This is a genomic window from Thermobifida cellulosilytica TB100, from assembly GCF_001517975.1.
Taxonomy (GTDB): domain Bacteria; phylum Actinomycetota; class Actinomycetes; order Streptosporangiales; family Streptosporangiaceae; genus Thermobifida; species Thermobifida cellulosilytica.
This window is the reverse complement of record NZ_KQ950186.1, coordinates 1,273-25,365: the sequence shown is the minus strand read 5'-3', so window position 1 is coordinate 25,365 and position 24,093 is coordinate 1,273. Positions and strand designations below refer to the sequence as shown.

The following is a 24,093-nucleotide window of genomic DNA, read 5'->3' as shown; positions in this document are numbered from 1 at the left end:
GAGCGCGGCCCCGCGGGTCTCCGCTCAGTTGCTGGAGTCCACCAGCGACCGGATGGAGCGCACCGCCACCGAGAGGGTGGGCAGGTCGAAGCGCTCGGTCTCCCAGATCTCGGAGAGCAGCTCGGTGGCCCGCCGGACCGCGGCGCGGTTCTTCTCGGTCCAGTGGGCGCGCAGCTCGTCCGGTCCCTCTCCGGTGTGGCCCGAGCGCAGGATGATCGCGCTCAGGTCGGCCTGCGCGGCGTACAGGTCGTCGCGCACGGCGCCGCGGGCCATCGTGCTCCAGCGGTCGTCGCGCGGCAGGGCGACGACGCGCTCGCGCAGCCGACTGAGCTGCAACTGGTCGGCGAGGTCGAAGTAGACCTCGGCGACCTCGCGCAGCGACCGGCCGGTCTCCTCCGACACCCGCACCAGGTCGAAGGTCGAGTAGGCGGGGACCATGTCGGCGACCCGCACGGCCAGCTCCCGGGGCACTCCGCGGGCGGTGAGGAGGTCCCGCCGCTCGTTGAAGGACTCCAGGTCGCGTCCCTGCAACATCTCGGGGAGCTGCGGGACGATCTCCCGGACGCCCTCCCGGAACCGGACGATCTCGGCGTTGAGGTCGGATCCGAAGGAGCGGTAGCGCATCAGCCAGCGGGCCGAGCGCTCGATGAGCTTGCGCGCCTCCAGCAGCATCTTCAACTGGGTGTCGACGTCGACCCGGTAGTCGAGGGCCTCCACCTCCGCCCAGAAGTCCCGGAGCCCGAAGACCTCGGTGACCAGCAGGTAGGCCCGGGCGATCTCGGGCGCGTCCGCGCCGGTCTCCTCGTTGAAGCGGAAGGCGAAGGTCGACCCGCACCGGTTGACCATGTCGTTGACCACCATGGTGGTGACGATCTCCCGGCGCAGCGGGTGCTGGGCGATGGCGTCGCCGAAGCGCTCGCGCAGCGGCGTGGGGAAGTACTCCACGAGCACCGAGCGCAGGTAGGGGTCGTCGGGCAGGTCGGAGGCGAGGATCTGCTCGGCCAGCGCGATCTTGGTGTAGGAGATCAGGGTGGCGAACTCCGGACCGGTCAGGCCCTGTCCGGCGGAGCGCCGCGCCGCGATCGCCTTGTCGTCGGGCAGGCACTCCATCCCGCGGGTGAGGTACCCGTCCCGCTCCAGCTTGCGCATGTAGCGGGTGTGCACGTGCAGCATGCTGGCGCTCTGCTTGCGGGCCGCGGCCAGCACCGTGTTCTGCTGGTAGTTGGTGCGCAGCACCAGGCGGGCGACCTCGTCGGTCATGCCGACGAACAGCTCGTCCCGCTCGGCCTTGTCCAGCCGCCCGGCCCGCACCTCCCGGTCCAGCATGATCTTGATGTTCACCTCGTGGTCGGAGGTGTCCACGCCGGCGGAGTTGTCGATGAAGTCGGTGTTGACCCGGCCGCCCGCGAGCGCGAACTCGATCCGGGCCGCCTGGGTCATGCCCAGGTTGCCGCCCTCGCCGACCACCTTGCAGCGCAACTGGGAGGCGTCGACGCGGACCGGGTCGTTGCTCTTGTCGCCGACCTCGGCGTGGGTCTCGGTGGACGCCTTGACGTAGGTGCCGATGCCGCCGTTCCACAGCAGGTCCACCGGGGCGGTCAGGACGCACCTGATCAGCTCCTGCGGGGTGAGCGTGGTGACGCCGTCGGCGATGCCGAGCGCCTCGCGGACCTGCGGGGTGATCGGCACGGACTTGGCGGTGCGCGGGTAGACGCCGCCGCCCTCGGAGATCAGCGAGGGGTCGTAGTCCTCCCAGGAGCTGCGCGGCAGCTCGAACAGCCGGCGCCGCTCGGCGTAGCTGACCGCCGGGTCCGGGTCGGGGTCGAGGAAGATGTGCCGGTGGTCGAACGCGGCGACCAGGCGGATGTGCTCGGAGCGGAGCATGCCGTTGCCGAACACGTCCCCGGACATGTCGCCGATGCCCACGGCCGTGAAGTCCTCGTTCTGGACGTCGACGCCCATCTCGCGGAAGTGGTACTTGATCGACTCCCAGGCGCCGCGGGCGGTGATGCCCATCGCCTTGTGGTCGTAGCCGACCGAGCCGCCGGAGGCGAAGGCGTCGCCGAGCCAGAAGCCGCGCTCGGCGGCCACGGAGTTGGCGATGTCGGAGAAGGTCGCCGTGCCCTTGTCGGCCGCGACCACCAGGTAGGAGTCGTCGCCGTCGTAGCGGACCACGTCCTCGGGGTGGCTGACGTGCCCGTTGACCAGGTTGTCGGTGACGTCCAGCAGGCCGCTGATGAACTGCTTGTAGCAGGCCACCACCTCGGCCATGACGGCGTCGCGGTCGCCCTTGGGCAGCTGCTTGCAGACGAAGCCGCCCTTGGCGCCGCTGGGCACGATGACGGAGTTCTTGACCGTCTGCGCCTTGACCAGTCCGAGCACCTCGGTACGGAAGTCCTCCAGCCGGTCCGACCAGCGCAGGCCGCCGCGCGCCACGGTGCCGAAGCGCAGGTGCACGCCCTCGACCCGGGGCGAGTAGACGAACATCTCCAGCTTGGGCCGCGGCTGGGGCAGGTCGGGGATGCGCCCCGGGTCCAGCTTGTAGACCAGGTAGGGCTTGGTCCCGCCGTCCTGGAAGTAGTTGGTGCGCAGGGTGGCCTCGATCGCGGCGAGGAAGAACCGCAGGATGCGGTCGGAGTCGAGGTTGTCGACCTGGTCGAGCTCTCCGCGGATCTCCTCGGTGATCCCCTCGCAGCGCTCGGCGCGGGCCTCGTCGAGCCGCGGGTCGAACCGGGACTCGAAGAGCCGCACCAGCAGCCGGGCGATGTGCGCGTGGGAGGTCAGCACGTCCGCGATGTAGGCGGGGGTGAAGGTGGTGGCGGTCTGGCGCAGGTACTTGGCGTAGGCGCGCAGCACGGTGACCTGGCGCCAGTCGAGCCCGCCGTGCACCACCAGGGCGTTGAAGCGGTCGGACTCGACCCGCCCCTGCCACAGCGCGACGAACGCCTCCTCGAACAGGTCCTTGACCTGGTGCATGGCGTCGCCGTCCAGCGGCGGGTCGACGAGGCCGAAGTCGTAGATCCAGGCCCACTCGCGCCGCCGGCCGTCGTCCTCCTCGCGTTCGAAGGAGTAGGGCCACTCGTCGACGATCTCCAGTCCCATGTGCTCCAGCAGCGGGAGCACCCGGGACAGCGAGATGGGGCTGCCGGTGCGGTACACCTTGCAGCGCCACTCTCCCGGCAGCGTCCCCCCGGGCCGGTAGAGCTGGACCGCGATGTCGTCGGGGCCGAGCCGGTCGATGCGGTCGACGTCGTCGACGGCGACGGCCGCGGGCACGTCGACCTTGTAGCTCTCGCTGATCGAGGCGAGGTGGCGGTCCAGCAGCTCACGGGCGCGTTCGGGGCCGAAGCGTGCGGCCAGCTCCGCCGCGAAGTCGTCGTTCCAGGACCGGGTGACCCGGGCGACCTCGGCCTCCAGTTCGGCGCGGTCGACTCCGGCCAGCGAGTCGCCCCGGTTGGCACGGACCACGATGTGCAGGCGGGCCAGCGGGGAGGAGCCCACCATGACGCTGTGGTCCATGGTGGCCCCCCGGAAGGCGCGGGCCAGCACGTCCTGCACGGCCAGGCGCACCTTGGTGGTGTAGCGGTCGCGCGGCATGTAGACCAGGCAGGACATGTACCGGCCGTAGGGGTCGCGGCGCAGGAAGAGCCGGGTGCCGCGGCGCTCCCGCAGCCGCAGCACCCCCAGCACGATCTCCTGGATCTCCTCCACCGACATTTGCAGCAGTTCCTCGCGGGGGAAGCCCGCCAGGAGGTCGACGGCTTCGCGGCCGTCGTAGCTGTCGGGGGCGAAGCCGGAGCGCCGCAGGACCTCCTCCTGCTTGCGGGCCAGGATCGGGACCTGGCTGACGGCCCTGGTCTCGGCCTCGCGGGTGTACAGGCCGAGGAAGCGGTGCTCGCCGACGACCCGGCCGTGCTCGTCGAACTTCTTGACGCCGATGTAGTCGAGGTGCTTGGGCTGGTGGACGGTGGAGCGGGAGTTGGCCTTGGTGAGCACGAGCACGTGCGGTTCGCGGGCCCGGCTGCGCGCTTCGGGGGGCAGGGGGCGGACCGTCTGGGCCGAGGGGGAGTCCATCCGCAGCAGTCCCAGGCCGGTGCCGAGGACGGCGCGCAGCCCTTCGGCGCCGGTCTCGTCGGTGTCCAGCCGGTACTCGCGGTAGCCCATGAAGATGAAGTGCTGGTCGGTGAGCCAGCGCAGGAACTCCGCGCTCTCGGCGATCTCCTCGTCGGTCACGCCCCCGGAGACGAGGGCGGCGGCGGAGGCGGTCACCTGGTCGGCCAGCCGGAGCGCGGTGTGGCGCATCCGGGCGTGGTCCTCGTCGACCAGGCGGACGTCGGTGAGGACGGCGTCGAGGTCGTCGGCGAGCTCCTTGCGGGCGGCCTCTCCGGCCAGGCGGTCGATCCGCAGGTGGATCCAGGACTCGTCGAGCGGTCGCAGGGTGTAGTCGTCGGGCTCGATCTCGACGATGCCGCCCATGGTGTCGCGCTCCACCCGCAACTGGGGGTGGATGATCAGCCGGACGCTGATCCCCCGTTCGGCCAGGCGCGAGGTCACCGAGCTGACCAGGAACGGCGCGTTGTCGGTGACGATCTCCACGATGCTCTGGCCGGCGGCCTCGCCGTCCTCGGGGTCGCGCACCCGCACCTTGGCGCGTCCCTGCGTCCGCTGCGCGCCGAGCTCCCAGTGGGCGAGGGCGTGGCGCACGATCTGCGCGGGGTGCCACTCCTTGAGTTCCTCGGAGTCGACGTGCCAGTAGTACAGCCGCAGGAACCGTCCGAACCGGTCGGGGTCCATCGGCAGGGGTTCGGACTGGGGCCACTGGAAGACGGCGTCGTCAAGCAACTGGGTCTTGACGGCGTCGGGTTGCCCTGACATCTGCGATCTCACTCCTTTGTGAGTCGTAGGGGGTCACAGGACGCGGCGCTCGCTACCGCGCGCCTTCATGTGAAGTTGTGTGAAAGAGACGGAAGAAGATCACAACCGCCCCCCTTGACCGAGACATCGGCGTGAAAACCCGCGCGCGCAGGAAAAGACGCTGGTGGACGGGACTCCTTTGTCCGGTCCGCGTCGTGTTCCAGGCTACTGGGGTTCACGGAGAGCGATCACGAGCAACTCGGTCAACAGTATGTTTCGCCCGTTAAGAGTGGGTTTCAGCCACAGACCCTACTATCAAAACATCACATGACAAATCACACCCCTGCCGCCTTACCTGCGGCCGGGCGTGTGGTACATCCCACCTATTCGAGGGTACCTCCGGCGGTGCCGCCGCGAAATGGAGTTGTACCGGTCTGCTGCGTAAGGCCGGTGTCAGTCACCGTCCGTGGCCGCCCTGACCGCGGCCACCACCGCGGCCGGGTCGGTGAGGTCGGCGAGGACGTGCTCGGCCCCGGCGGCGCGCAGTTGGGACTCGGTGGAGGAGCCGCTGACCACGGCGATGGGCGTGACCCGGCCGATGCGGGCGGCCTCGACGTCGCGTGCGGACTCGGTGATGTAGACGGTCTGGGACTCGGGGAAGGCGCGGCCGTAGGCCTCCTCGGCGCGCATCCGGGTGAACTGGATGAGGCTGGCCTTGGGGTAGTTCTCCGACCCGTAGCCGCCGATGCTCAGGTCGAGCCTGCTGTCCAGGCCGAACGCGGCGAGCTTGGCCTTGGCGCTGGCCCTGATCGCGCCGGTGACGACCGTCTGCACGGTGTCGGGCAGCCGCATGACCGCGTCCAGCGCCTCCGCCGCTCCGGGCATCATCCGCCCCCGGTCGGCGAGCTGGTCGCCGCGCCGCGCGAAGGCCGCGCCCAGCTCCTCGGTGAAGCGCGGCAGCAGCGACTCGTCGGCGTCGTCGACGTCGTTGCGGGCCAGGAAGTCGAAGAACAGCTCCGAGTCGGTCCGTCCCGCCACAGGCGCCAGGTACACCAGGGGCACGCCGGTCACCTTCTCGAACGCCTCGGCATAGGCCTCGCGCGTCACCTGGGCGACGTCGAGGAGGGTGAGGTCGATGTTCCACAACACCAGGCGGCTGATGGGGGGCTCCTTCACGTAGGGAACGGCTCTACCGCTGCATACCGGGTCCCATTCTGCCGTACCCGCCCGACTCCCGCCCGATCGGTCGCCGACGCGGGAACTTCCGGGCTCCCCGCGTAGTCAGGGATAGCGGAGGAACCACCCGGAGAAACGACCGGAACACCAGAAGTGAGCGAATCGGACCCGCCCTTCGAGCTGTTCGAGCAGTTCGGAGAGCGCCGCCAGAACCGCAGGATCCAGGACCTGGAGGACTCCCTGTCCCTCCTCCGCGCCGAGCAGTTCGACCGGAGCTGGCGGCTCCAGTCCGAGCTGCGCCACGTCAGGGGCGCCCTGGAGCAGCGCCTCCACCGGCTCGCCGTGAGCTTCGACGCCCTCGTGGAACTGAGCGACCTGCGCAGCCTGCTGGTTCCGTTCGCCCCCTACGCCCTGGTGCGCCACCAGGTCCGCCGCCTGCTGGCCGACGGCGCCTCGTCCCCTCCCCTCCTGGCCGGCGCGCCCGCCGACTACTGGCTGGCCCCGGCGGCCCGGGGCCTGCACGCCGCCCTCGGCGGCTCGGTCGACGCGGCGCTGCACCACTTCGGGGCCGCGGCCCGCCTCGATGCGGTGCGCACGGGCGTGTTCGCGCTGCTGGCCACGGCGACCGCGGGGGGCCGTCCCGCCCCCGAGCGGGCCGCCCCGTTCGCCGAGCGGTTCCTGCCCCGCCTGCTCGCGGCCTTCTCGGCCGACGTCCGGCGCCACGAGCGCGCCCTGTGGCTGGCGGCCGCCGGAGGGCTGCTGGGGGCGGGGGCGCGCGACCTGGTCCGCCGCCACCTGGCGGCGGCGCTGGAGCGCTTCCCCGAGGAGGAGCGGTCCACCCCGGTCGCGTCGCTGCTCCCGCCCCCTCCCGCCCAGGTGCGGTCGGAGCTGGTGAACCTCGGCGAGACCCCCTCCCGCCTGGACGCGGCCCACCGGCTCTCCGCGCTGCGCACCGCCCTGGAGGGCGCCGCGGCCCCGGGGGAGCCCGTCGCGGCCCCCGAGGTCACCGCGGCCCTGGAGCTGCTCGTGGGGGAGGGCTGCGCCGACGAGGCCCCTCTGGTGCGCCGGGTCGAACCGTTGCGCCGGGTGCTGGAGAGCAGCGGGGAGCACTCCCCCGACGCCGAGCCGCCGCTGTGGGACGAGCCAGTGGGCGACCTGCGGGAGCTGCTCGCCGCGGACGTCGTCGCGGTGCGGGAGGACCCCGCCCGGGGCTGGTTCGCGCTGGAGGTGTGCGCCGCCCCGGTGCTCGCGGCCGCCGAGGGCCTGGCCGACAGGGCACGCCGTCCCCTTCCGGACGACCGGACCTCCGTCTCCCACCGCAGCGCCCGGGTCGTCCTCACCTCCCGGGGCGCGGACCAGGACAGCCTCGCCGCGGCCGAGCAGCGGCTGGAGCGGCTCTTCGCGGCTCCCCCGTCGATGCGGGCGGTGTGGTGGTCCGCGGGGAGTGCCGCGGGGGCGGTCCTGCTCGCCCTGGTGACCGGATGGTTCCCGCTGTTCCTGACCGTGGCCGTGGTCGCCGGTGTCGTGGGCGGCTGGCGGTACGTCGACGTGCGGGCCGAGCAGGCCCGGCAGCGCGACGCGGTGGGGGCCGAGCTCGCCGCCCTGCACAGCCGGGTGGAGGCGGGGGTCCGCGAGTGGCGCTCCCTCCTCGAGCGGGTCTCCCGGGCCGCCGAGGGCGCCGAGCGCGACCTGGCCGCCGTGCGGGAGAGGCTGGCGCGGTGGTGAGCGGGCGGGCGCGGGCCGGTCACTCCAGCAGGTAGCGCAGCTCCTGGGTGGCGTACCAGAGCAGTTCGTGCTCCTCGGTGCGCCCGGCGGCGACGTCGGCGGCCGCGGCCTCGTCGTCGACGTGCGCGGAGGCGACCCGTCTGAGCGGGACCACCCCGGTCACCCGCACCCGGGCGGGAGCGGTGCCGTCGTCGTCGGGGTGGACGACGCGCTCGGGCAGTTCGGCCGCGACCACCACCCGTCGGGCGGGGGCGGCGGGGTCCGCCGCCAGCATCCGCGCCGACTCCTCCGCCGCCGCGTCCATCGCTGCGTACTCCAGCTCCTCCTCGTCGTCGGTGCCGAGGGCGGCGCGCAGCGCGGGGGTCACGGCGTAGGCGGTGTAGGGGCCCTTGCGGAACCCGTCGTCGGCCAGGGCCGCCGCGAGGACGGTGAGCGTTGCGGGCAGATAGATGCGCATGAGCCATTGTCCCCAGATCCGCGGGGGCGCCGGGGACGACCGCCCCTCGGCTCCCCGCGCTTGCGGACGTGATCCGTCTCACGTGAGGGAGGTGAGGCTGATCCCGCAGGCCTCCTCCAGCCGCTCCCGCGTCTCGGCGGGGTCGCGGTGGAGGATGCCGGTCATGCCGAGGGCCTCCGCGGCCTCGACGTTGCTCTCCACGTCGTCGACGAAGACGCAGTCCCGCGGCCCCAGGCCCACCAGTTCCAGGGCGTGGAGGAAGATCTCCGGCTCGGGCTTGCGCATGCCCACCTCGCCCGAGATGACCACGCCGTCGAAGGTGTCGGCGAACCGTTCGCGCGGGTAGACGTTGCCCCAGGAGTTGGAGAGCAGGCAGGTGCGCACGCCCTGCCCGCGTGCGGCGCGCAGCACGGCGTACATCTCCTCGACCGGCTCGAAGCCCGCGAACATGCGGGCGATGAGCCCCTCGGAGGGGACGGGGCCGCCGTCGACGAGCCGCAGCCGCTCGGCGAGCATCCGTTCGAACTCGGCGAGCTCCACCTCGCCGCGCTCCAGCGCGTGGACCGGGTTGCGCGCGCCGTCGTTGTAGGCGGCGTGGACCCAGGTGCGCATGACGTCGCGGTAGACGGCGCGGTCGATGCGCTCCTGCTCCAGCCAGGCCGAGATGGTCTCGGTCAGCGGCGAGGTCAGCACCCCGCCCCAGTCGGTGATGATTCCCGTGCAGCTTCGGGACATTCCGCCTCCATCCTCCCGAACTACCGGGCGATGTTAGTTCCCCGCACACCTCGGCTGTACCCGCGGCGCTGCCCCGACGCACACCCCAAGATACCGACTGGTCGGTCTAGTGCGATACTCGTCCCATGGACTTCGAACTCAGCCCCAAGGCCAAGGACTACCTGGCCAACCTCCAGGAGTTCATGGACGAGCACGTCTACCCGGCCGAACCCGTCTACCACGCCTGGCGCCGCGACGCCGGCCCCGACAACCACGACCTGCCCCCGGTGATGGAGGACCTCAAGGCCGAGGCGCGCCGCCGCGGCCTGTGGAACCTGTTCCTGCCGGACGTGAGCGGGCTCAGCGTCCTCGACTACGCCCCGCTCGCCGAGCTCACCGGCCGCTCCAGCCTCGCCCCGCAGGCGCTCAACTGCTCGGCACCCGACACCGGCAACATGGAGGTGCTGCACATGTTCGGCACCCCCGAGCAGCGCAAACGGTGGCTGGAGCCGCTGCTGGAGGGCCGGATCCGGTCGGCCTTCGCGATGACCGAGCCCGACGTCGCCTCCTCCGACGCCACCAACATCCGCACCTCGATCGTCCGCGACGGCGACGAGTACGTGATCAACGGGCGCAAGTGGTGGATCAGCGGTGCGGCCGACCCGCGCTGCGCGGTCTTCATCGTGATGGGCAAGACCGCCCCCGACGCCGACCTGCACCGCCAGCAGTCCATGGTCCTCGTCCCGCGCGACACCCCCGGTGTGAAGGTGCTGCGCTCCCTGCCGGTCTTCGGCTACCAGGACCAGGAGGGCCACTGCGAGGTCGAGTTCCACGACGTCCGGGTGCCCGTGGCGAACCTGATCGGCAACGAGGGCGACGGCTTCATGATCTCCCAGGCCCGGCTGGGCCCCGGCCGCGTCCACCACTGCATGCGCGCCCTCGGCAAGGCCGAGCGCGCCCTGGAGCTGATGGTGCGCCGCGCCACCAGCCGGGTCGCCTTCGGCAAGCCCCTGGCCGAGCAGGGCGTCGTGCAGCAGCAGATCGCCGAGTCGCGGCTGGAGATCGAGCAGGCCCGGCTGCTGGTCCTCAAGACCGCCTGGATGATTGACAAGTACGGCGCCAAGGCCGCACGCAACGAGATCGCCGCGATCAAGGTGGTCGCGCCGCGCGCCGCGGTGTCCGTCATCGACCGCGCCATCCAGGTCCACGGCGGCGCCGGGGTGAGCGACGTGGTGCCGCTGGCGGAGATGTACGCCGCGGCGCGCGCCATGCGGATCTTCGACGGCCCGGACGAGGTGCACCTGCGCTCGCTGGCCCGCCGCGAGATCAAGCGCCACTCCTGACCGGGCCCTCCCGGCGGCCCCGCGGACGCCGCGGGGCCCCGGGACGCCGCGGCCCGGATCAGTAGCCCAGGCCGTCGCCGAAGACCAGGTCGGTACCGGGGATGTCGACCGGCAGCCGCCCCGACGGGGACACCTCGCCGACGATCGCCCGGGCCGCGGCGGTGCGGGACACCTCCATCGAGGAGTAGACGGCCAGGTAGGCGTCGACGTCGGGCAGCACGCCGAGGTCGTAGGGGGTGCCCTGGGCCACCACGACGACCGGGGACCCCGAGGTCACCGCCTGGGCCACCAGGTCCCGCTGCTCGGCGTCGCCGCGCGCCCCGTCGGTGCCGACCACGACCACGTCGGCGCCGCTCACGGAGTCGGCGACGGTGACCCCGAGGTCCGCCAGCGCCGCACCGATCTCCTCGGCGCCCGCGCCCAGCACCCGCACCGACGTGCCCTCCCGCAGCGGCAGCACGCCGCCGTTGTTGCGCAGCAGGGTCACCGAAGCGTCGGCGACCCGCTGGGCGGCCTCGTGGTGCGCGGTGTTCCCGGCCACCCCGGCCGCGGTCTCCGCGTCGGCGGGGGAGGCGTCGAACAGGCCGCGGCGCAGCTTCAGCTTCAGGACGCGCAGCACCGACTCGTCCAGCCGCTGCTCGCTGATGCGCCCCTCCTGCACGGCCTCCAGCACCGCGGAGTAGGCCAGGTCCAGGTCGGGCGGCATCAGCAACTGGTCGGCCCCGGCCAGCACCGCGCGCACCGCGACCTCGCCGTCGTCGTGGGTCTGGCGCACCCCCTCCATGTTGAGCGCGTCGGTGGTGACCACCCCGTCGTAGCCGAGCTCCCCGCGCAGCACCCCGTCGATCAGCTCGGGCGAGAGGGTCGCGGGCTCCTGCGAGCCGTCCAGTTGCGGCATGAGCACGTGCGCGGTCATGATCATGTCGACCCCGGCCTCGACCAGCCTCCGGAACGGCGGCAGGTCGACGCGCTCCCACTCCTCGCGGCTCTTGTCGATGACGGGCAGGCCGGTGTGGCTGTCCACGTCGGTGTCGCCGTGGCCGGGGAAGTGCTTGGCGACCGCCACCACCCCGCCCTCCTGGAACGCGGCGGTCTCGGCCGCAGCCATCTCGCCGACCAGCTCGGGGTCGGCGCCGAAGGAGCGGATGCCGATGACCGGGTTGTCGGGGTTGACGTTGACGTCCGCCACCGGCGCGTAGTCGAGGTTGATGCCGACCGCCGCCAACTGCTCGGCGGTGGCCGCCGCCAGTCCGGAGGCCGCCTCCGGGTCGCGGGTGGCGCCGACCGCCATCGCGTCGGGGAAGCGCGCGCCGAACGGCAGCCGCGAGACCAGGCCCTGCTCCTCGTCCACGCCGAGGAACAGCGGCACGCCCGCGCCGCTGTCGGCGGCGAGCTCCTGGAGTCCGTTGGACATGGCGGCGACCTGCTCCGGGCTCTCCAGGTTCTCGGGGAAGTAGATGAACCCGCCCGGGTGGTACCGCTCGATCACGTCGGCGTTCTCCTCGGCGGTGGTGCCGGTGAGGACGGGCACGAACAACTGGCCGACCTTCTCCTCCAGGCTCATCTCCGCCAGCAGCTCCGCCGCCGCGGCCTCCGGGTCGGTGGAGCTGAGGGTCTGCGCGGGCCGCTCGCCGGGTCGGGAGCCGCCTCCCCCGCCACAGGCGGTCGTGAGGAGCAGGGCAGCGGCACCGGCCAGCACGGGGAGACGTCGAAGGGACATGGCCACCTTCCGCGGAGGGTTGACGGGGATCGGGGGCCAGCCTAGAACGTCCGGCGGCCCGGAGCGGCCCTGATCGGCGCCGAGGTCCCGCCGTGTGTCAGTCCGCGGTGCAGGCCGCGATCTCGGCGAGGCGGTCCAGCAGCTCCTCGGCGCCGTCGCCCTCGGCGGTGATGACGATCTCCTCCCCGCCGCGCACCCCCAGGGTCAGCACCGCCAGCATGCTCGCCGCCGACACGCGCGGACCGCCCGGCCGGGCGAGGTAGACCTCGCCGTCGAACGCGGCGGCGGCCGTGACGAACCGGGCGGCGGGCCGGGCGTGCAGCCCGACCGGGGAGGCCACCGTGACGCGACGCTCGGCCACGGTCACCCCTGCCCGGCCAGCGCGGAACGGTCCTGGCCCGAATCCCGCAGGACCAACTGCGGCCAGGCCACCTGGGTGAGGTGGTCCACGACCAGGTCGGCCTGGCTCAGCGCCTGCGGCGGATGGGTGGTGGTGACGCCCACCACCCGCATGCCCGCGCTGCGGCCCGCCGCGACGCCCGCCGGGGTGTCCTCGAAGACCACGACGTGCTCGGGCCGGTGGCCGAGGAGCTCGGCCCCGCCGAGGTAGCCCTCGGGGTGCGGCTTGCCCACGGTGACGTCGTCCGCGGTGATCAGCCCGCGGAACATGCCGCGGACCCCCATCTGCTCCAGGGCGCTCTCGGCCCAGCGTCGGCCCGCGGAGGTGACCAGGGCGAACGGCACGCCCCGGGCGTGCAGGTGGTGCAGGAACGCCACCGACTCGGGCAGATGCTGCACCGGCGGCAGGTCGGGGTCCTGGCCGTACCGCCAGACGTCGGCGAAGACGTCCTGCGGGGTCTCGCCGGGGAACAGGTGGGAGAACTCGGCGATCACGTCCTTGCCGCGCCGCCCCATGAACCGGCGCAGCAGCGCCTCGTCCGGCTCGACGCCGCGGGCCCGCAGCACCCTGGCCCACACGGCGACGCTGCGCGGCTCGCTGTTGACCAGGGTCCCGTCGAGGTCGAACAGGGCCGCGCGCGGCTCGGGCCTCCCGGTCCTCACGCCCATCGGAACAGCGGTTCCCCTCGTCTGACTTCTCCTCTGACCGGCCGCGAGATGACGTCGCCGTCGGCGTCCAGGGCCACGATCGGCACGATCGGGGAGACCCCGCTGGCCACCACCTCGGCGGGGTTCCACCGGATCAGCGGCTGTCCGGCCGTGACGTCCTGGCCCTGGGCGGCCAGGAGCTCGAACCCCCGGATGAGGGGCAGCCGGACCGTGTTGATCCCCAGGTGCACCAGGACGCCCCGGCCCTCGGCGCTGCGCACCACGAAGGCGTGCGGATGGAAGCTGACGATCCGGCCGGTGATCGGAGCGACCGCCTCCTGCCACTCGCGCCGGGGGTCGATGGCGGTTCCCGGTCCGACCAGTCCCTGCGCGAACGTCGGTTCGGGGACCTTGTCGAGGCCCACAGCCACACCCGTCACGGGGGCGAGTACCGTAAGCACGCTCCTACCTCCTTTACCGGTCAGGGCGTCGTCGGACGGCGGAGGCCACCCGGACTGGCAAGGTGCCGTGGGTCACAGGAGAGCTTAGGCACGAGAATGCCGGAAGCCTAGACGATTGACCGAAAAACGTGTGGCCGCTCTGTGACAGGACCATTCCCGCGGCACGGTGACGCCGCCGGAGCCGCAGGTGGGCAGCCGGCTGCGCGGGACGTGCGAAACGGGCGGCGGCCCCGGGATGGTCCCGGGGCCGCCGCCGTTCACCTGTGGTGTCACACGCGCGTCCTGGGTGCGCCGTGGCACTTCTTGTACTTCTTCCCGGAGCCGCACGGGCAGGGCGCGTTGCGCGGGGTGTTGGCGTACTGCGCCCCCTCGTCCTCGGTGTGCTTCTCCACACCGCCGCCCTCGCTGGGCCCGGTGTACTGGAGCCTTGCGGGCTTGTCGGCCTTGCTCAGCCCGGGGATCACGACCTTCGGCTCCTGCCCGGCGGCCTCGGCCTCCTCCTCGGCCTGCGGCTTCTCGCCGTCCTCGGCGGCCTCCTCCGCCGCGGCCCCGGCCTCCCCGGACTCCTCGGCCGCCTCCGGCTTCTCGCCGTCCTCAGCCTTCTCCTCGGCCTTCTCCTCCTTCTCCCCGGCGGGGGTGACGACGGGGATCGCGGCGGCGGTGGCGGCCGCGGAGGTGGCGGTGAGCTGGCCCGCCTGCGGCTGGGCGACCCGGACCTCGACGTTGAACAGCAGGCGGATCGACTCCTCCTTGATGCCCGCGAGCATCTCCTGGAACATGTCGTAGCCCTCCCGCTGGTACTCGATCAGCGGGTTGCGCTGCGCCATGGCACGCAGGCCGATGCCCTCCTGGAGGTAGTCCATCTCGTAGAGGTGCTCGCGCCACTTGCGGTCCATGACCTGCAAGATGACCTGGCGCTCGACCTCGCGCATGGTCTCCTCGCCGATCTCGGCCTCGCGGCGCTCGTAGATCTCGTGGGCGTCCTCGCGGACCCGCTGGCTGATGATCTCCGGGGTCAGCGCGCTGATGTCGCCGCCGTTCTCCTCGATCAACTGGTCGGCGGTGAAGCTCACCGGGAAGATCTGGGAGAAGGCGGTCCACAGGCGGTCGAGGTCCCAGTCCTCCGGCTCGCCCTCGACGGTGGCGGAGGCGACGTAGGAGTCGAGCACGTCGTCGATCATGGCCTCGACCTGCTCGCGCAGGTCGGCGCCCTCCAGCACCTTGCGGCGCTCGGCGTAGATCACCTTGCGCTGCCGGTTGAGCACCTCGTCGTACTTGAGGACGTTCTTGCGGATCTCGAAGTTCTGCTGCTCGACCTGGCTCTGCGCGCTCTGGATCGCCTTGGTGACCATCCCCGACTCGATCGGCTGGTCGTCGGGCAGGTTCAGGCGGTCCATGATCATCTGGACCCGCTCGCTGTTGAACAGCCGCATCAGGTCGTCGCGCAGCGACAGGTAGAAGCGGGACTTGCCGGGGTCGCCCTGGCGGCCGGAGCGGCCGCGGAGCTGGTTGTCGATCCGCCGGGACTCGTGGCGCTCGGTGCCCAGCACGTACAGCCCGCCGACCTCGACGACCTTCTCGTGCTCGGCCTCGACTTCCTTCTTGGCCCGCTCCAGCGCCTCCGGCCAGGCCTTCTCGTACTCCTCCGGGGTCTCCAGCGGGGACAGGCCGCGCTCGCGCAGCTCCTCGGCGGCGATGAAGTCGGGGTTGCCGCCCAGCATGATGTCGGTACCGCGGCCGGCCATGTTGGTGGCCACCGTGACGGCGCCGAGCTTGCCCGCCCGGGCCACGATGGCCGCCTCACGCGCGTGGTTCTTGGCGTTGAGGACCTCGTGCGGGATGCCGCGCCGCTTGAGCATCTTGCTCAGCAGCTCCGACTTCTCCACGCTGGTGGTGCCGACGAGGACCGGCTGGCCCTTCTCGTGGCACTCGGCGATGTCCTCCACGACGGCCTCGAACTTGGCCTCTTCGGTCTTGTAGACGACGTCGCGCAGGTCCTCGCGGATCATCGGCTTGTTGGTGGGGATGGGCACCACGCCGAGCTTGTAGGTCTGGTGGAACTCCGCGGCCTCGGTCGCCGCCGTACCGGTCATGCCGGCCAGCTTCTCGTAGAGGCGGAAGTAGTTCTGCAGGGTGATCTTGGCGAGCGTCTGGTTCTCGTCCTTGATCCGCACCTTCTCCTTGGCCTCGATGGCCTGGTGCATGCCCTCGTTGTAGCGGCGCCCCTGCAGGATGCGTCCGGTGAACTCGTCGACGATGAGGACCTCGCCGTCCTTGACGATGTAGTCCTTGTCGCGGCGGTAGAGCTCCTTGGCCTTGATCGCGTTGTTGAGGAAGCTGATCAGGGGGGTGTTGACCGCCTCGTAGAGGTTCTCGATGCCCAGCCAGTCCTCGACCTTGGCCACACCGGCCTCGGTGATGCCCACGGTGCGCTTCTTCTCGTCGACCTCGTAGTCGACGTCGCGGCGCAGCCTCGGGGCGATCTTAGCGAACTCCACGTACCACCGGGAGTTCTGCTCCGCGGGGCCGCTGATGATCAGGGGGGTGCGCGCCTCGTCGATCAGGATGGAGTCGACCTCGTCGACGATCGCGAAGTAGTGGCCGCGCTGCACGCAGTTGTCGATCGAGCGCGCCATGTTGTCGCGCAGGTAGTCGAAGCCGAACTCGTTGTTGGTGCCGTAGGTGATGTCGGCCTGGTACGCCTTGCGGCGCTCGGCCTGGGACATCTCCGGGGAGATGACCCCGACCTCCAGACCGAGGAACTGGTAGATGCGGCCCATGGTCTCGGCGTCGCGGCGAGCCAGGTAGTCGTTGACGGTGACGACGTGGACGCCCTTGCCCGTGAGCGCGTTGAGGTAGACGGGGAGCGTGGCCGTGAGCGTCTTGCCCTCACCGGTCTTCATCTCGGCGATGTTGCCGAAGTGCAGCGCGGCGCCGCCCATGAGCTGCACATCGAAGTGCCGCTGGCCCAGGGTCCGCTTCGCCGCCTCGCGGACGGTGGCGAATGCCTCGGGCAGCAGGTCGTCCAGCTCCTCACCATCGGCGAGCCGCTGTTTGTACTCGTCGGTGAGCTCACGCAGTTCCGCGTCGCTGAGATCGACGAAATCATCCTCGATGGAGTTGATCTGGTCCTTGAGCTTCTTCAGCTTGCGCAGGACTTTGCCCTCGCCTGCGCGCAGGACCCTGTCGAGTATGCCTGGCACTTCTAATGCGCTCCTCGCGATTGTGGCCCGCATCCGGAGACGGGACGCATCCATCCCCCGTGGCTTCCATCCATCGTAGGAGAGCCTATTGCCTTCCCAGGCACATCTGCGTACCGCAAAGTCGGAAACACGCAGAGTGGTCACTTGCCTCGGGGGACGGGACCTCCCTCGTCGGTGTCGTCGGCGTCCAGGAACTTCTCCCTGATCGCGTAGACCGCGGCCTCGGTCCGCGAGTGGAGCTGGAGCTTCTCCAGGATGTTGCGGACGTGGTTCTTGACGGTGTTGTCGGAGATGAAGAGCCGGTCCGCGATGTCGCGGTTGTTCAGCCCGCGCGCGACCAGGCGCAGCACCTCGGTCTCCCGGCCGGTCAGCCGGGGCGCCGTCGAGGGCTGGGCGCGTCCCCGCTCCTCCTCCCGGCGGGCCAGCGCCGCGAACTCGCCGATGAGCTTGGTGGCCATGGAGGGGTTGATGAAGGACTGGCCGTTGGAGGCCGCGCGCACCGCCTCGGGCAGCTCGACCACCGAGATCTCCTTGAGGAGGTAGCCCGTCGCGCCGGCCTTGATCGCCTCGAAGAGGTCCTCCTCCTCGTCACTCATCGTGAGCATCACGATCTTGGCGTCGGGAACGGCCTCCTTGATCCCGGCGCAGGCGGCGATCCCCCCCCGCCTTGGGCATGCGCACGTCCAACAGGACGATGTCGGGACGGAGCTCGGCGGCCCGGGCGATCGCCTCCTCGCCGTCCCCGGCCTCCCCCACCACCTCGATGTCGGGCTCCTCTGCGAGGACGGAGACCAGCCCTCTCCGGAAGAACGCATGGTCGTCGACGACGAGCACCTTGATGGATCCCAGTCGGGTGGGGGGAGTCCCGCTCACTGCTGTTCCTTCCTCCCGCGCGGCGCGGCGTCACACGGGTGCGGGCGTCGCGCGGAGGCGTCCGTGCCCCTCCGCCCGCGCGACGCGGGGCCGTGGCCCCGGATCCCGACGGCCCACGGGCCGCGGGAGATCCCGCGGGAACGCCGTATCCCACGGTGCGCCGCGCTCGGCTGCGGGACCGGGCACGGCGCACCAGGACGCTATTCGGATGTAGGAAACTTTATTCCATCAGGCGCAGCACGCCGTAGTTGAACCCCTTGCGCCGGTAGACCACGCTGGGCGAACCCTGTTCCTTGTCGCGGAAGAGGTAGAAGTCGTGGCCCACCAGCTCCATCTCCATCAGCGCCTGGTCGATGGTCATGGGGGCGGCGTGGTGGAATTTTTCGCGGACGATCACGGGGGCGTCGCCCTTGGTGTCGAGTTCGACGAAGTCTCCGGTGAGGGCGCTGCCCAGGGCGCTGCCGTCGAGCTCCTCCTCGATCCGGGGCACCGCCTCCTCCCCGCGCTGCTCGGTGTCTGCGGGCTGGAGGACCTCACCGAGCGGCTGCTGCTCGGTGGGCAACTGCGCGGTGGCGGCGGCGACGGAGACCAGGCTGCGGCTTCCCTTGTGCACCTTGCGGCGGTCGGCGACCTTGCGCAGACGGGACTCGATTCGGTCAAGGGCAAGGTCCAGAGCGGTGTAACGGTCGTCCGCGGCGGCCTCGCCCCGGACCACCGGGCCGGCGGAGCGGATGGTCAGCTCGACCCGCTCCCGGTGGTCGGCGAGCTTCGGGTTGCGCTCCTTGGACACCTCCACATCGACGCTCATCATGTTCTTGTGGTCCCACTTGTGGAGCTTGGCCAGCTTGTGTTCCACGTGGCGCCGGAACTTGTCGCTGACTCCGGTACGTCGACCCTTGACGATGATGTCCACAAGACCCCCTTCGTCGCGTGGCCGTCCTCGTCGACGGCCAGCTCATGGTGTGCGTCCCGTTCGCGGTACGCGCCGGGTTGTCGGTCTCTTCCTCCTCTCCAGCCACAGTGGCCACAGATCTTCTTGTTGGGCGTATACCCCGTGGAGCCCACGGTCATCACTGGTCATTGGTCCCGTGTGCCGCCAGGGGGAGGACGGGGTGTCCGGGAGCGCGGCAGCCGGTCGCAACGGCGCGCGGGGCGCACCCGGGAGGGAGGAGGGCACCGGCGCGGGCGTGCGGGCCGCGTCCGGTGGACACGAGGTCCGCGGAGGGGCGCCCCCAAGGGCGCGCCCCGTGCGGACAGAAAGTGCCACCCGCCCGGCCGACCTGGTCTTCGTCCCCACATCCGCCTGCTGAGGGGCTCGCGGCGCTTGTGCGCCACTACTACCCTTCTCCCTTGTCCGGAGGGCATCGGGCCCTCCCAAGAGGCAGGACTTACCTCTAAGCCGCACCGTGATCAGTCGACGAAAAGTCGCCTTACGTGGGCCGTTTCGCCTGCGGCTGGCATCGGCTTGCCGACCCGGAGCCCTCGCGACGAGGGCGCCGCGTTCGACGCAACCACGGACCCGGGCGGGTGCCATACTGGAACGCTAGCCCGAGATCGGCGAGTTGTCAGGTACTGTTCCCCAACGACTTCTCGGAACTGCCCGAAGATCTTCTCCGCCCCGGTACCGCGACCGGTGCGGGAGCGGGGCCGCACCCTCCCGGCCGCCCGCGGTGCGGCCGTCCTCACCCCGCCTCCAGCGGTCCGCGTTCCGCGACCACGGCGGCGCCGTCCACCCGGACCCCCGCCGCGCCGAGCGCCCGGGCCGCCTCGGCCAGGGTGGCGCCCGTGGTGAGCACGTCGTCGACGACGACGGTCGCGCCCCGGTCCGGGGGAAGGCCGCGGCGCCGCACCCGCATCGCCCCGGCCAGGTTCGCCCACCGCTGCGCGGCGTCGAGCCCCACCTGGTCGCGGGGGGTGCGGGCCAGCCGCAGCCCGGGCACCACCCGAACCGCCACGCCCCGGGCGCGCAGCCGGACCGCCGCGGCCTCGCCCAGCGTCCGCACCGGGTCGTAGCCGCGCTTCCGGACGGCCGAGGCCCGCCCCGGCACGGGCACGAGACTGATCTGCTCCGCGGCGGGCGCCGCCGCGCGCACCGCCTCCGCCAGGCCGTCGGCCAGCCACTCCGCCAGCGCTCTGCGCCCGCCGTTCTTGAAGGCCAGCAGGACCGCACGGCAGCGGCCCGCATACGGGGCGGCCGCCCAGGCCGGCGGGCAGCCGCGGCGGCTGCGGCAGCGCCACGGCCCCCGGCCGATCACGTCCGCGCACGCCGCGCACACCGGCGCGCCGGCGCTGCCGCATCCGGCGCAGCGCTGCTCGAGCACCAGGTCGCCCAGTGCCGCCGCCCAACCGGAGAGAACCGAGAGAATCGCCATGCCTCCACGGTGGCCGCGCGCCGCGGGGCGTCGCCCCCCGTTTCCCCGGGCTGTGGACAACCGGTGCGGCCGCGGGTCAGCCCGGGTAGACCGGGTTGGTCCCCTCGACCGCGCGCCGCCACATGAGCCGGTCGCTGGAGGAGGAGATGGTGTCCTCCTCGGTGCCCGACAGCAGGGGCATGCCGGGAGCGGCCGTGATGGTCTTCATGTCGGCGCCCGTCACCGCGCCCGCGCTGGTGGACTCCCCGCTGCCGTTGAGCGAGACCAGGTACGCCTGGACGGCGCCGCGGTCCTTCTGCCCCAGCACCGCCAACTGGTCGGAGCCGCGCCACGACAGGCCGGTGACGGTGGCCAGGTCCCGTGCCAGCGGCAGGAACGCCTGGAGGGACACCGACGCCTCCCCGTGCACCACCCGGCCCACCAGGACCTGCCCGGAGTCGGCGGGACCGGTGAGCACCGCCGCCCGGGTGCCGTCCCGGGACAGGCGCAGTTCGGTGACCGGGATCTCGGCCAGCTCCGGCGCGTGCACCTCGACCGGGTCCTCGGCGCCGTCGGGCACCAGCCACAGCCGGGTCAGCCGGCGTCCCTCGGCGCGCTCCCGGTCGGACCGCGCGGAGCCGTCCGAGGGGGTGCCGCCGGGCTCGGTGTCGTCGTCGAGGTCCTCCTCCTGGCGGCTCTCCTCCGCCTCGGCGGACAGGTCCTCCAGGACCCACAGGTTGCCGTAGCGGTCCCAGGACAGCGAGGTGTAGTCGCCGCCGTCGAGGACCGTGGTGAAGTCGCCGTCGCCGGTGAGGGGCGCCACCCGGACCGAGCCGTCGTCCGCCGAGACGCCCGCGACCCGGCTCTCGTCGAGGGAGACCGCGTGCTCCTCCAGCAGGACGCGCCCCTGCCCGGCCGCCCCGGGGACCAGCGTCTCGTGCTGGTCGACGTCGAGCGACCACAGCTGGCTGTCCCGCACGAAGTAGGCGTTGGGCGACCCGGCCAGCCCGGCCGGGTTCACCGCGTTCCAGTTCGGGCTGCTGGCCTGGAGCACTCCGTCCTCGGCCCCGGGCAGCTCCACCTCCTCGCCGCCGACGAGCAGGGTGAACTCCTGGATCTCCGGAAGCTGCTTGAGGGTCCACACGAGCTGGGCGCTCATGTCGGAGAGGCGCCCGGAGTCGACGGTCGCGGAGCCGGGGGAGAGGTCGACGACGACGCTGCCGGAGGAGTAGTCCACGGAGGCGGTGGCCCCCTCGGGGAAGGCCGTGCGCACCGCGGGCGCCAGCCAGTCGGTGGGCCCCTGCACCAGCATCGAGACGAGGTGCTGGGCGAGCTGCCCGGTGATGTCCACCGTGGAGCGCACCGGCAGGAAGACCGGGTCCGGCACGAGCGTGCTCATGTCCCGGTTGAAGTAGTACAGGTTGAGCGGGCGGTACACCCGGTCGACGTCCTGGCGGCTGAGCAGGATGTCGTCGGGCAGGTTCGCGATCCGCCACTCCCCGTCGACCTTGGCCAGGTCGAAGAGGACGTCGATCGTCTCCCCCTGCTGCGCCGCCACGTACTGGCCGTCCGGGCGGATGGTGGCGTAGAGCTGGGTGCGCACCCGGACCTGGGCGGTGCGCCCCTCCTCGACCGCCTCCACGTCGAAGCGGACGGCGTCCATCTCCTCGTAGACGAGCACCCGGTCGCTGGGCTGCCAGACCTCGCTGCGCTCCTCGGTCATGTAGAGCCGGGCCGCCGCGTGGTTCTCCTCGAAGCTGCCCATGTCCTTGAGGAAGCCGCGCACCAGCGCGTTCTCCCCCCAGCCCGGCTGGGGTCCGGCGGGCAGCAGCCGGGTGAAGGTGTCCACCTGGCCCGACACCCCGCCGCCCCGCCCCTCGAACGTGGGTCCCCCGGTGGGAACGGTGGCGCATCCCGACAGCACCGCCGCGAGACAGGCCGTCCCGGCCACGGCGGCGATCCGGCTCGCCCGTCCGATCACGCTTCCTCCCCCGCGCCTGCGCCCCGTACGCTCTCCAGCCCGACCTGCTGGCCGCTGAACACCGACAGCGTCCCGCCCAGCGCCACCTCCGGCGGCACCAGCGGCAGCGGGGAGCCGCGCAGCTCGGTGCCGGACACCCGCGGCAGCGACAGCCGGAACTGCGAGCCCATGCCCGGCCGCCCCCACGCCTGGAGCCAGCCCCCGTGCAACTGCGCGTCCTCCTTGGCGATGGACAGCCCCAGCCCGGTTCCGCCCGTGGTGCGGGCGCGGGCCGGGTCGGCGCGCCAGAAGCGGTCGAAGCAGAGGTGCTCCTCGCCCTCCTTGAGGCCGACCCCGTAGTCGCGGACCGCCACCGCCACCGCGTCGCGGTCCCCGGCCGCCGTCACGACGACGTCCTTGCCCTCGCTGTGCTCGATGGCGTTGACGATGAGGTTGCGCAGGATGCGGTTGATGCGGCGGGCGTCGAACTCGGCGATGCACGGCTCCGCGGGCAGCCGCAGCACCACCTTGATCCCGCGCTTCTCCGCGATCTGCTCGGCCTCGCTGACCGCCCGGAGGACCGCGTCGCGGATGTCGGCGCGCTCCACGGCGAGGGTGGCCGCGCCGGCGTCGTGCCTGCTGATCTCCAGCAGGTCGGTGAGCAGCTCCTCGAAGCGCTCCAACTGGCTCTGCAACAGCTCCACCGAGCGCCGCACCGCCGGGTCGAACGCCTCGCGCTCCTCGAACAGCAGGTCCCCGGCCATGCGGATGGTCGTCAGCGGGGTGCGCAGCTCGTGGGAGACGTCGGAGACGAACTGGCGCTGGACCTTGGACAGCTCCTCCAGCTCCTGGATCTTCTCCTGGAGGCTGCCCGCCATGTCGTTGAAGGAGACCGCCAGGCGCGCCAGGTCGTCCTCGCCGCGCACCCGCATCCGCTCCGACAGGTCGCCGGAGGACAGCTTCTCGGCCGAGCTGGCGGCCTGCCGCACCGGAGTGACCACCTGCCGGGTGACCACGTAGGCGATGGCGGCCAGCAGCAGGACCATCACGGAGGCGACCAGCGCCAGGGTGCGCTGCACCAGGTCGAGCATCTGCTGCTCGTGGTCGAGGGGGAACAGGTAGTACAGCTCGTAGGCGCTGGAGAGCTGGGCGCCCACGGCCAGCCCGGGCTCGCGTTCGGAGCCGCGGATGATCTCGGTGTAGCGGCCGTGCTGGGTGTCGCCCCCGCTGTTCTGCACCTCCTCGCGCAACTGGGTGGGCACGCTCGCCTCGGCGACGCCCCCGCTGGCGCGGCCGGTCATGCCGCCCACCGACGGCAGGATCACCACGTCGTACAGGCCGGTGGAGCCGCTGCGCGCGCTGAGCTCCTCGACGATCTCGTCGAGCTGGCGCTCCGGGTCCTGCTGGCCGCTGTCCTGAAGGATGCCCAGGGCCGCGGTCAGCCCGATGTGGTGGTCGCCGAACGCGGCCTGCTCCTTGGCCTTGAGCAGGTCGGAGCGGACCTGCTGCACCATGAAGAACCCCAGGACGGCGGTGACCAGAACCGAGGCGAGCAGGGTGGTGGTGACCACGCGGAGCTGGAGGGAGCGCCGCCACCGCGAGTGCATCGCGGCGACGAGGGTGCGCGCCAGCCGCTGGGTCACCAGGTATCCGGCGCGCAGCGCACTGCCCAGCCGCTGCCACCGCGTGGACGCGGGCTCCCCGTCCACCGTGGGGGGAGCCGCGTTCGCACCGTGGACGCTGTCCGACACCGTTTCCGTCCTCGGAGCCGTCAGGCGGCGCCGGCCTTGTAACCGACCCCCCGTACGGTGACCACGATCTCCGGGTGCTCGGGGTCCTTCTCGATCTTGGCCCGGAGCCGCTGGACGTGCACGTTGACCAGGCGGGTGTCCGCGGCGTGGCGGTAGCCCCACACCTGCTCCAGCAGCACCTCGCGGGTGAAGACCTGCCGGGGCTTGCGGGCCAGCGCGACGAGCAGGTCGAACTCCAGCGGGGTGAGGTTGATCGGCTGGTCGCCGCGGCGGACGGAGTGCCCGGCGACGTCGATGGTGATGTCCCCGATCTGGAGGATCTCGGGGGCGGGGCCCCCCGGGGGGGGCCGGCCGGCCCCGCCCACAGCGCCTCCGCGCCCCGGCCGCTAACCCGCCTGCACGGCCCCCTCCCCTTCGTCTCCGGCGTGGTGTTCGGCCCCCCCGCCGAGGCCGAGCGG

The 24,093-nt window shown here is 71.9% G+C and carries 15 protein-coding genes and 2 pseudogenes; 2 read left to right on the top strand and 15 right to left on the bottom strand.

Annotated elements, in window-relative coordinates; genetic code table 11:
• Positions 1–24: 24 nt before the first annotated feature.
• A complete protein-coding gene (locus AC529_RS16885) occupies positions 25–4,875 on the bottom strand; it encodes an NAD-glutamate dehydrogenase (RefSeq protein WP_068758348.1) in 4,851 nt (1,616 codons plus the stop codon).
• Between the two features lie 432 nt (positions 4,876–5,307).
• The gene (locus tag AC529_RS16880) at positions 5,308–6,030 is read right to left on the bottom strand and encodes an HAD family hydrolase (protein WP_068758347.1); all 723 of its coding nucleotides are present in this window, start codon (positions 6,028–6,030) and stop codon (positions 5,308–5,310) included.
• Positions 6,031–6,183: 153 nt separating this feature from the next.
• Here AC529_RS16880 and AC529_RS16875 point away from each other — a divergent pair, with 153 nt between their 5' ends.
• The gene (locus AC529_RS16875; protein ID WP_068758346.1) at positions 6,184–7,755 is read left to right on the top strand and encodes a hypothetical protein; all 1,572 of its coding nucleotides are present in this window, start codon (positions 6,184–6,186) and stop codon (positions 7,753–7,755) included.
• A 19-nt stretch (positions 7,756–7,774) separates the two neighbouring features.
• On the opposite strand, the gene AC529_RS16870 is transcribed toward AC529_RS16875, so the two are convergent.
• Both AC529_RS16870 and AC529_RS16865 read right to left on the bottom strand, forming a co-directional pair.
• Positions 7,775–8,212: a DUF6912 family protein gene (locus tag AC529_RS16870; RefSeq protein WP_068758345.1), complete on the bottom strand. Its 438-nt coding sequence runs from the start codon at positions 8,210–8,212 to the stop codon at positions 7,775–7,777.
• 78 nt (positions 8,213–8,290) lie between these two features.
• Positions 8,291–8,947, bottom strand: coding sequence for an HAD family hydrolase (locus AC529_RS16865; protein ID WP_068758344.1), 657 nt, complete (start codon positions 8,945–8,947; stop codon positions 8,291–8,293).
• 125 nt (positions 8,948–9,072) lie between these two features.
• On the opposite strand from AC529_RS16865, the gene AC529_RS16860 reads away from it, so the two are divergent.
• Positions 9,073–10,269 carry an acyl-CoA dehydrogenase family protein gene (locus AC529_RS16860; protein WP_068758343.1) on the top strand — a complete coding sequence of 399 codons (1,197 nt, stop codon included), beginning with the start codon at positions 9,073–9,075 and terminating at the stop codon, positions 10,267–10,269.
• A 58-nt stretch (positions 10,270–10,327) separates the two neighbouring features.
• On the opposite strand, the gene AC529_RS16855 is transcribed toward AC529_RS16860, so the two are convergent.
• The 11 genes and pseudogenes from AC529_RS16855 to AC529_RS16805 all read right to left on the bottom strand — a co-directional run.
• The gene (locus AC529_RS16855; RefSeq protein WP_068758342.1) at positions 10,328–11,989 is read right to left on the bottom strand and encodes a glycoside hydrolase family 3 protein; all 1,662 of its coding nucleotides are present in this window, start codon (positions 11,987–11,989) and stop codon (positions 10,328–10,330) included.
• A gap of 97 nt (positions 11,990–12,086) precedes the next feature.
• The gene (locus tag AC529_RS16850) at positions 12,087–12,350 is read right to left on the bottom strand and encodes an HPr family phosphocarrier protein (protein WP_068758453.1); all 264 of its coding nucleotides are present in this window, start codon (positions 12,348–12,350) and stop codon (positions 12,087–12,089) included.
• Positions 12,351–12,352: 2 nt separating this feature from the next.
• Positions 12,353–13,057: an HAD family hydrolase gene (locus AC529_RS16845; protein ID WP_068758341.1), complete on the bottom strand. Its 705-nt coding sequence runs from the start codon at positions 13,055–13,057 to the stop codon at positions 12,353–12,355.
• Positions 13,048–13,497 (bottom strand): PTS sugar transporter subunit IIA, encoded by a 450-nt coding sequence (locus tag AC529_RS16840; protein WP_068758340.1) that lies wholly within the window; start codon positions 13,495–13,497, stop codon positions 13,048–13,050. The genes AC529_RS16845 and AC529_RS16840 overlap by 10 nt, the downstream gene beginning before the upstream one ends.
• A gap of 269 nt (positions 13,498–13,766) precedes the next feature.
• Positions 13,767–16,700, bottom strand: coding sequence for a preprotein translocase subunit SecA (gene secA, locus AC529_RS16835; protein ID WP_068758339.1), 2,934 nt, complete (start codon positions 16,698–16,700; stop codon positions 13,767–13,769).
• A gap of 140 nt (positions 16,701–16,840) precedes the next feature.
• Positions 16,841–17,573, bottom strand: a pseudogene (locus AC529_RS16830) (response regulator).
• A 220-nt stretch (positions 17,574–17,793) separates the two neighbouring features.
• A complete protein-coding gene (gene hpf, locus AC529_RS16825) occupies positions 17,794–18,486 on the bottom strand; it encodes a ribosome hibernation-promoting factor, HPF/YfiA family (RefSeq protein ID WP_068758338.1) in 693 nt (230 codons plus the stop codon).
• Positions 18,487–19,255: 769 nt separating this feature from the next.
• Positions 19,256–19,945, bottom strand: a complete 690-nt coding sequence (locus AC529_RS16820) for a ComF family protein (protein ID WP_068758337.1) — start codon at positions 19,943–19,945, stop codon at positions 19,256–19,258.
• A 76-nt stretch (positions 19,946–20,021) separates the two neighbouring features.
• Complete coding sequence (locus AC529_RS16815) at positions 20,022–21,905, bottom strand: LpqB family beta-propeller domain-containing protein (protein WP_068758336.1); 1,884 nt, start codon at positions 21,903–21,905, stop codon at positions 20,022–20,024.
• Positions 21,902–23,593, bottom strand: coding sequence for an MtrAB system histidine kinase MtrB (gene mtrB, locus AC529_RS16810; protein ID WP_232306804.1), 1,692 nt, complete (start codon positions 23,591–23,593; stop codon positions 21,902–21,904). Before mtrB ends, AC529_RS16815 begins: the two co-directional genes overlap by 4 nt.
• Positions 23,594–23,655: 62 nt before the next feature.
• A pseudogene (locus AC529_RS16805) lies at positions 23,656–23,967 on the bottom strand (winged helix-turn-helix domain-containing protein); the annotation flags it as partial.
• Between the last annotated feature and the right edge of the window lie 126 nt (positions 23,968–24,093).

Excerpts from the sequence above, each read along its gene's own strand:
- AC529_RS16845 (WP_068758341.1), bottom strand. The coding sequence starts at position 13,057 with ATGGGCGTGAGGACCGGGAGGCCCGAGCCGCGCGCGGCCCTGTTCGAC.
- AC529_RS16870 (WP_068758345.1), bottom strand. The coding sequence starts at position 8,212 with ATGCGCATCTATCTGCCCGCAACGCTCACCGTCCTCGCGGCGGCCCTG.
- AC529_RS16820 (WP_068758337.1), bottom strand. The coding sequence starts at position 19,945 with ATGGCGATTCTCTCGGTTCTCTCCGGTTGGGCGGCGGCACTGGGCGAC.
- AC529_RS16865 (WP_068758344.1), bottom strand. The coding sequence starts at position 8,947 with ATGTCCCGAAGCTGCACGGGAATCATCACCGACTGGGGCGGGGTGCTG.
- AC529_RS16885 (WP_068758348.1), bottom strand. The coding sequence starts at position 4,875 with ATGTCAGGGCAACCCGACGCCGTCAAGACCCAGTTGCTTGACGACGCC.
- AC529_RS16860 (WP_068758343.1), top strand. The coding sequence starts at position 9,073 with ATGGACTTCGAACTCAGCCCCAAGGCCAAGGACTACCTGGCCAACCTC.
- AC529_RS16855 (WP_068758342.1), bottom strand. The coding sequence starts at position 11,989 with ATGTCCCTTCGACGTCTCCCCGTGCTGGCCGGTGCCGCTGCCCTGCTC.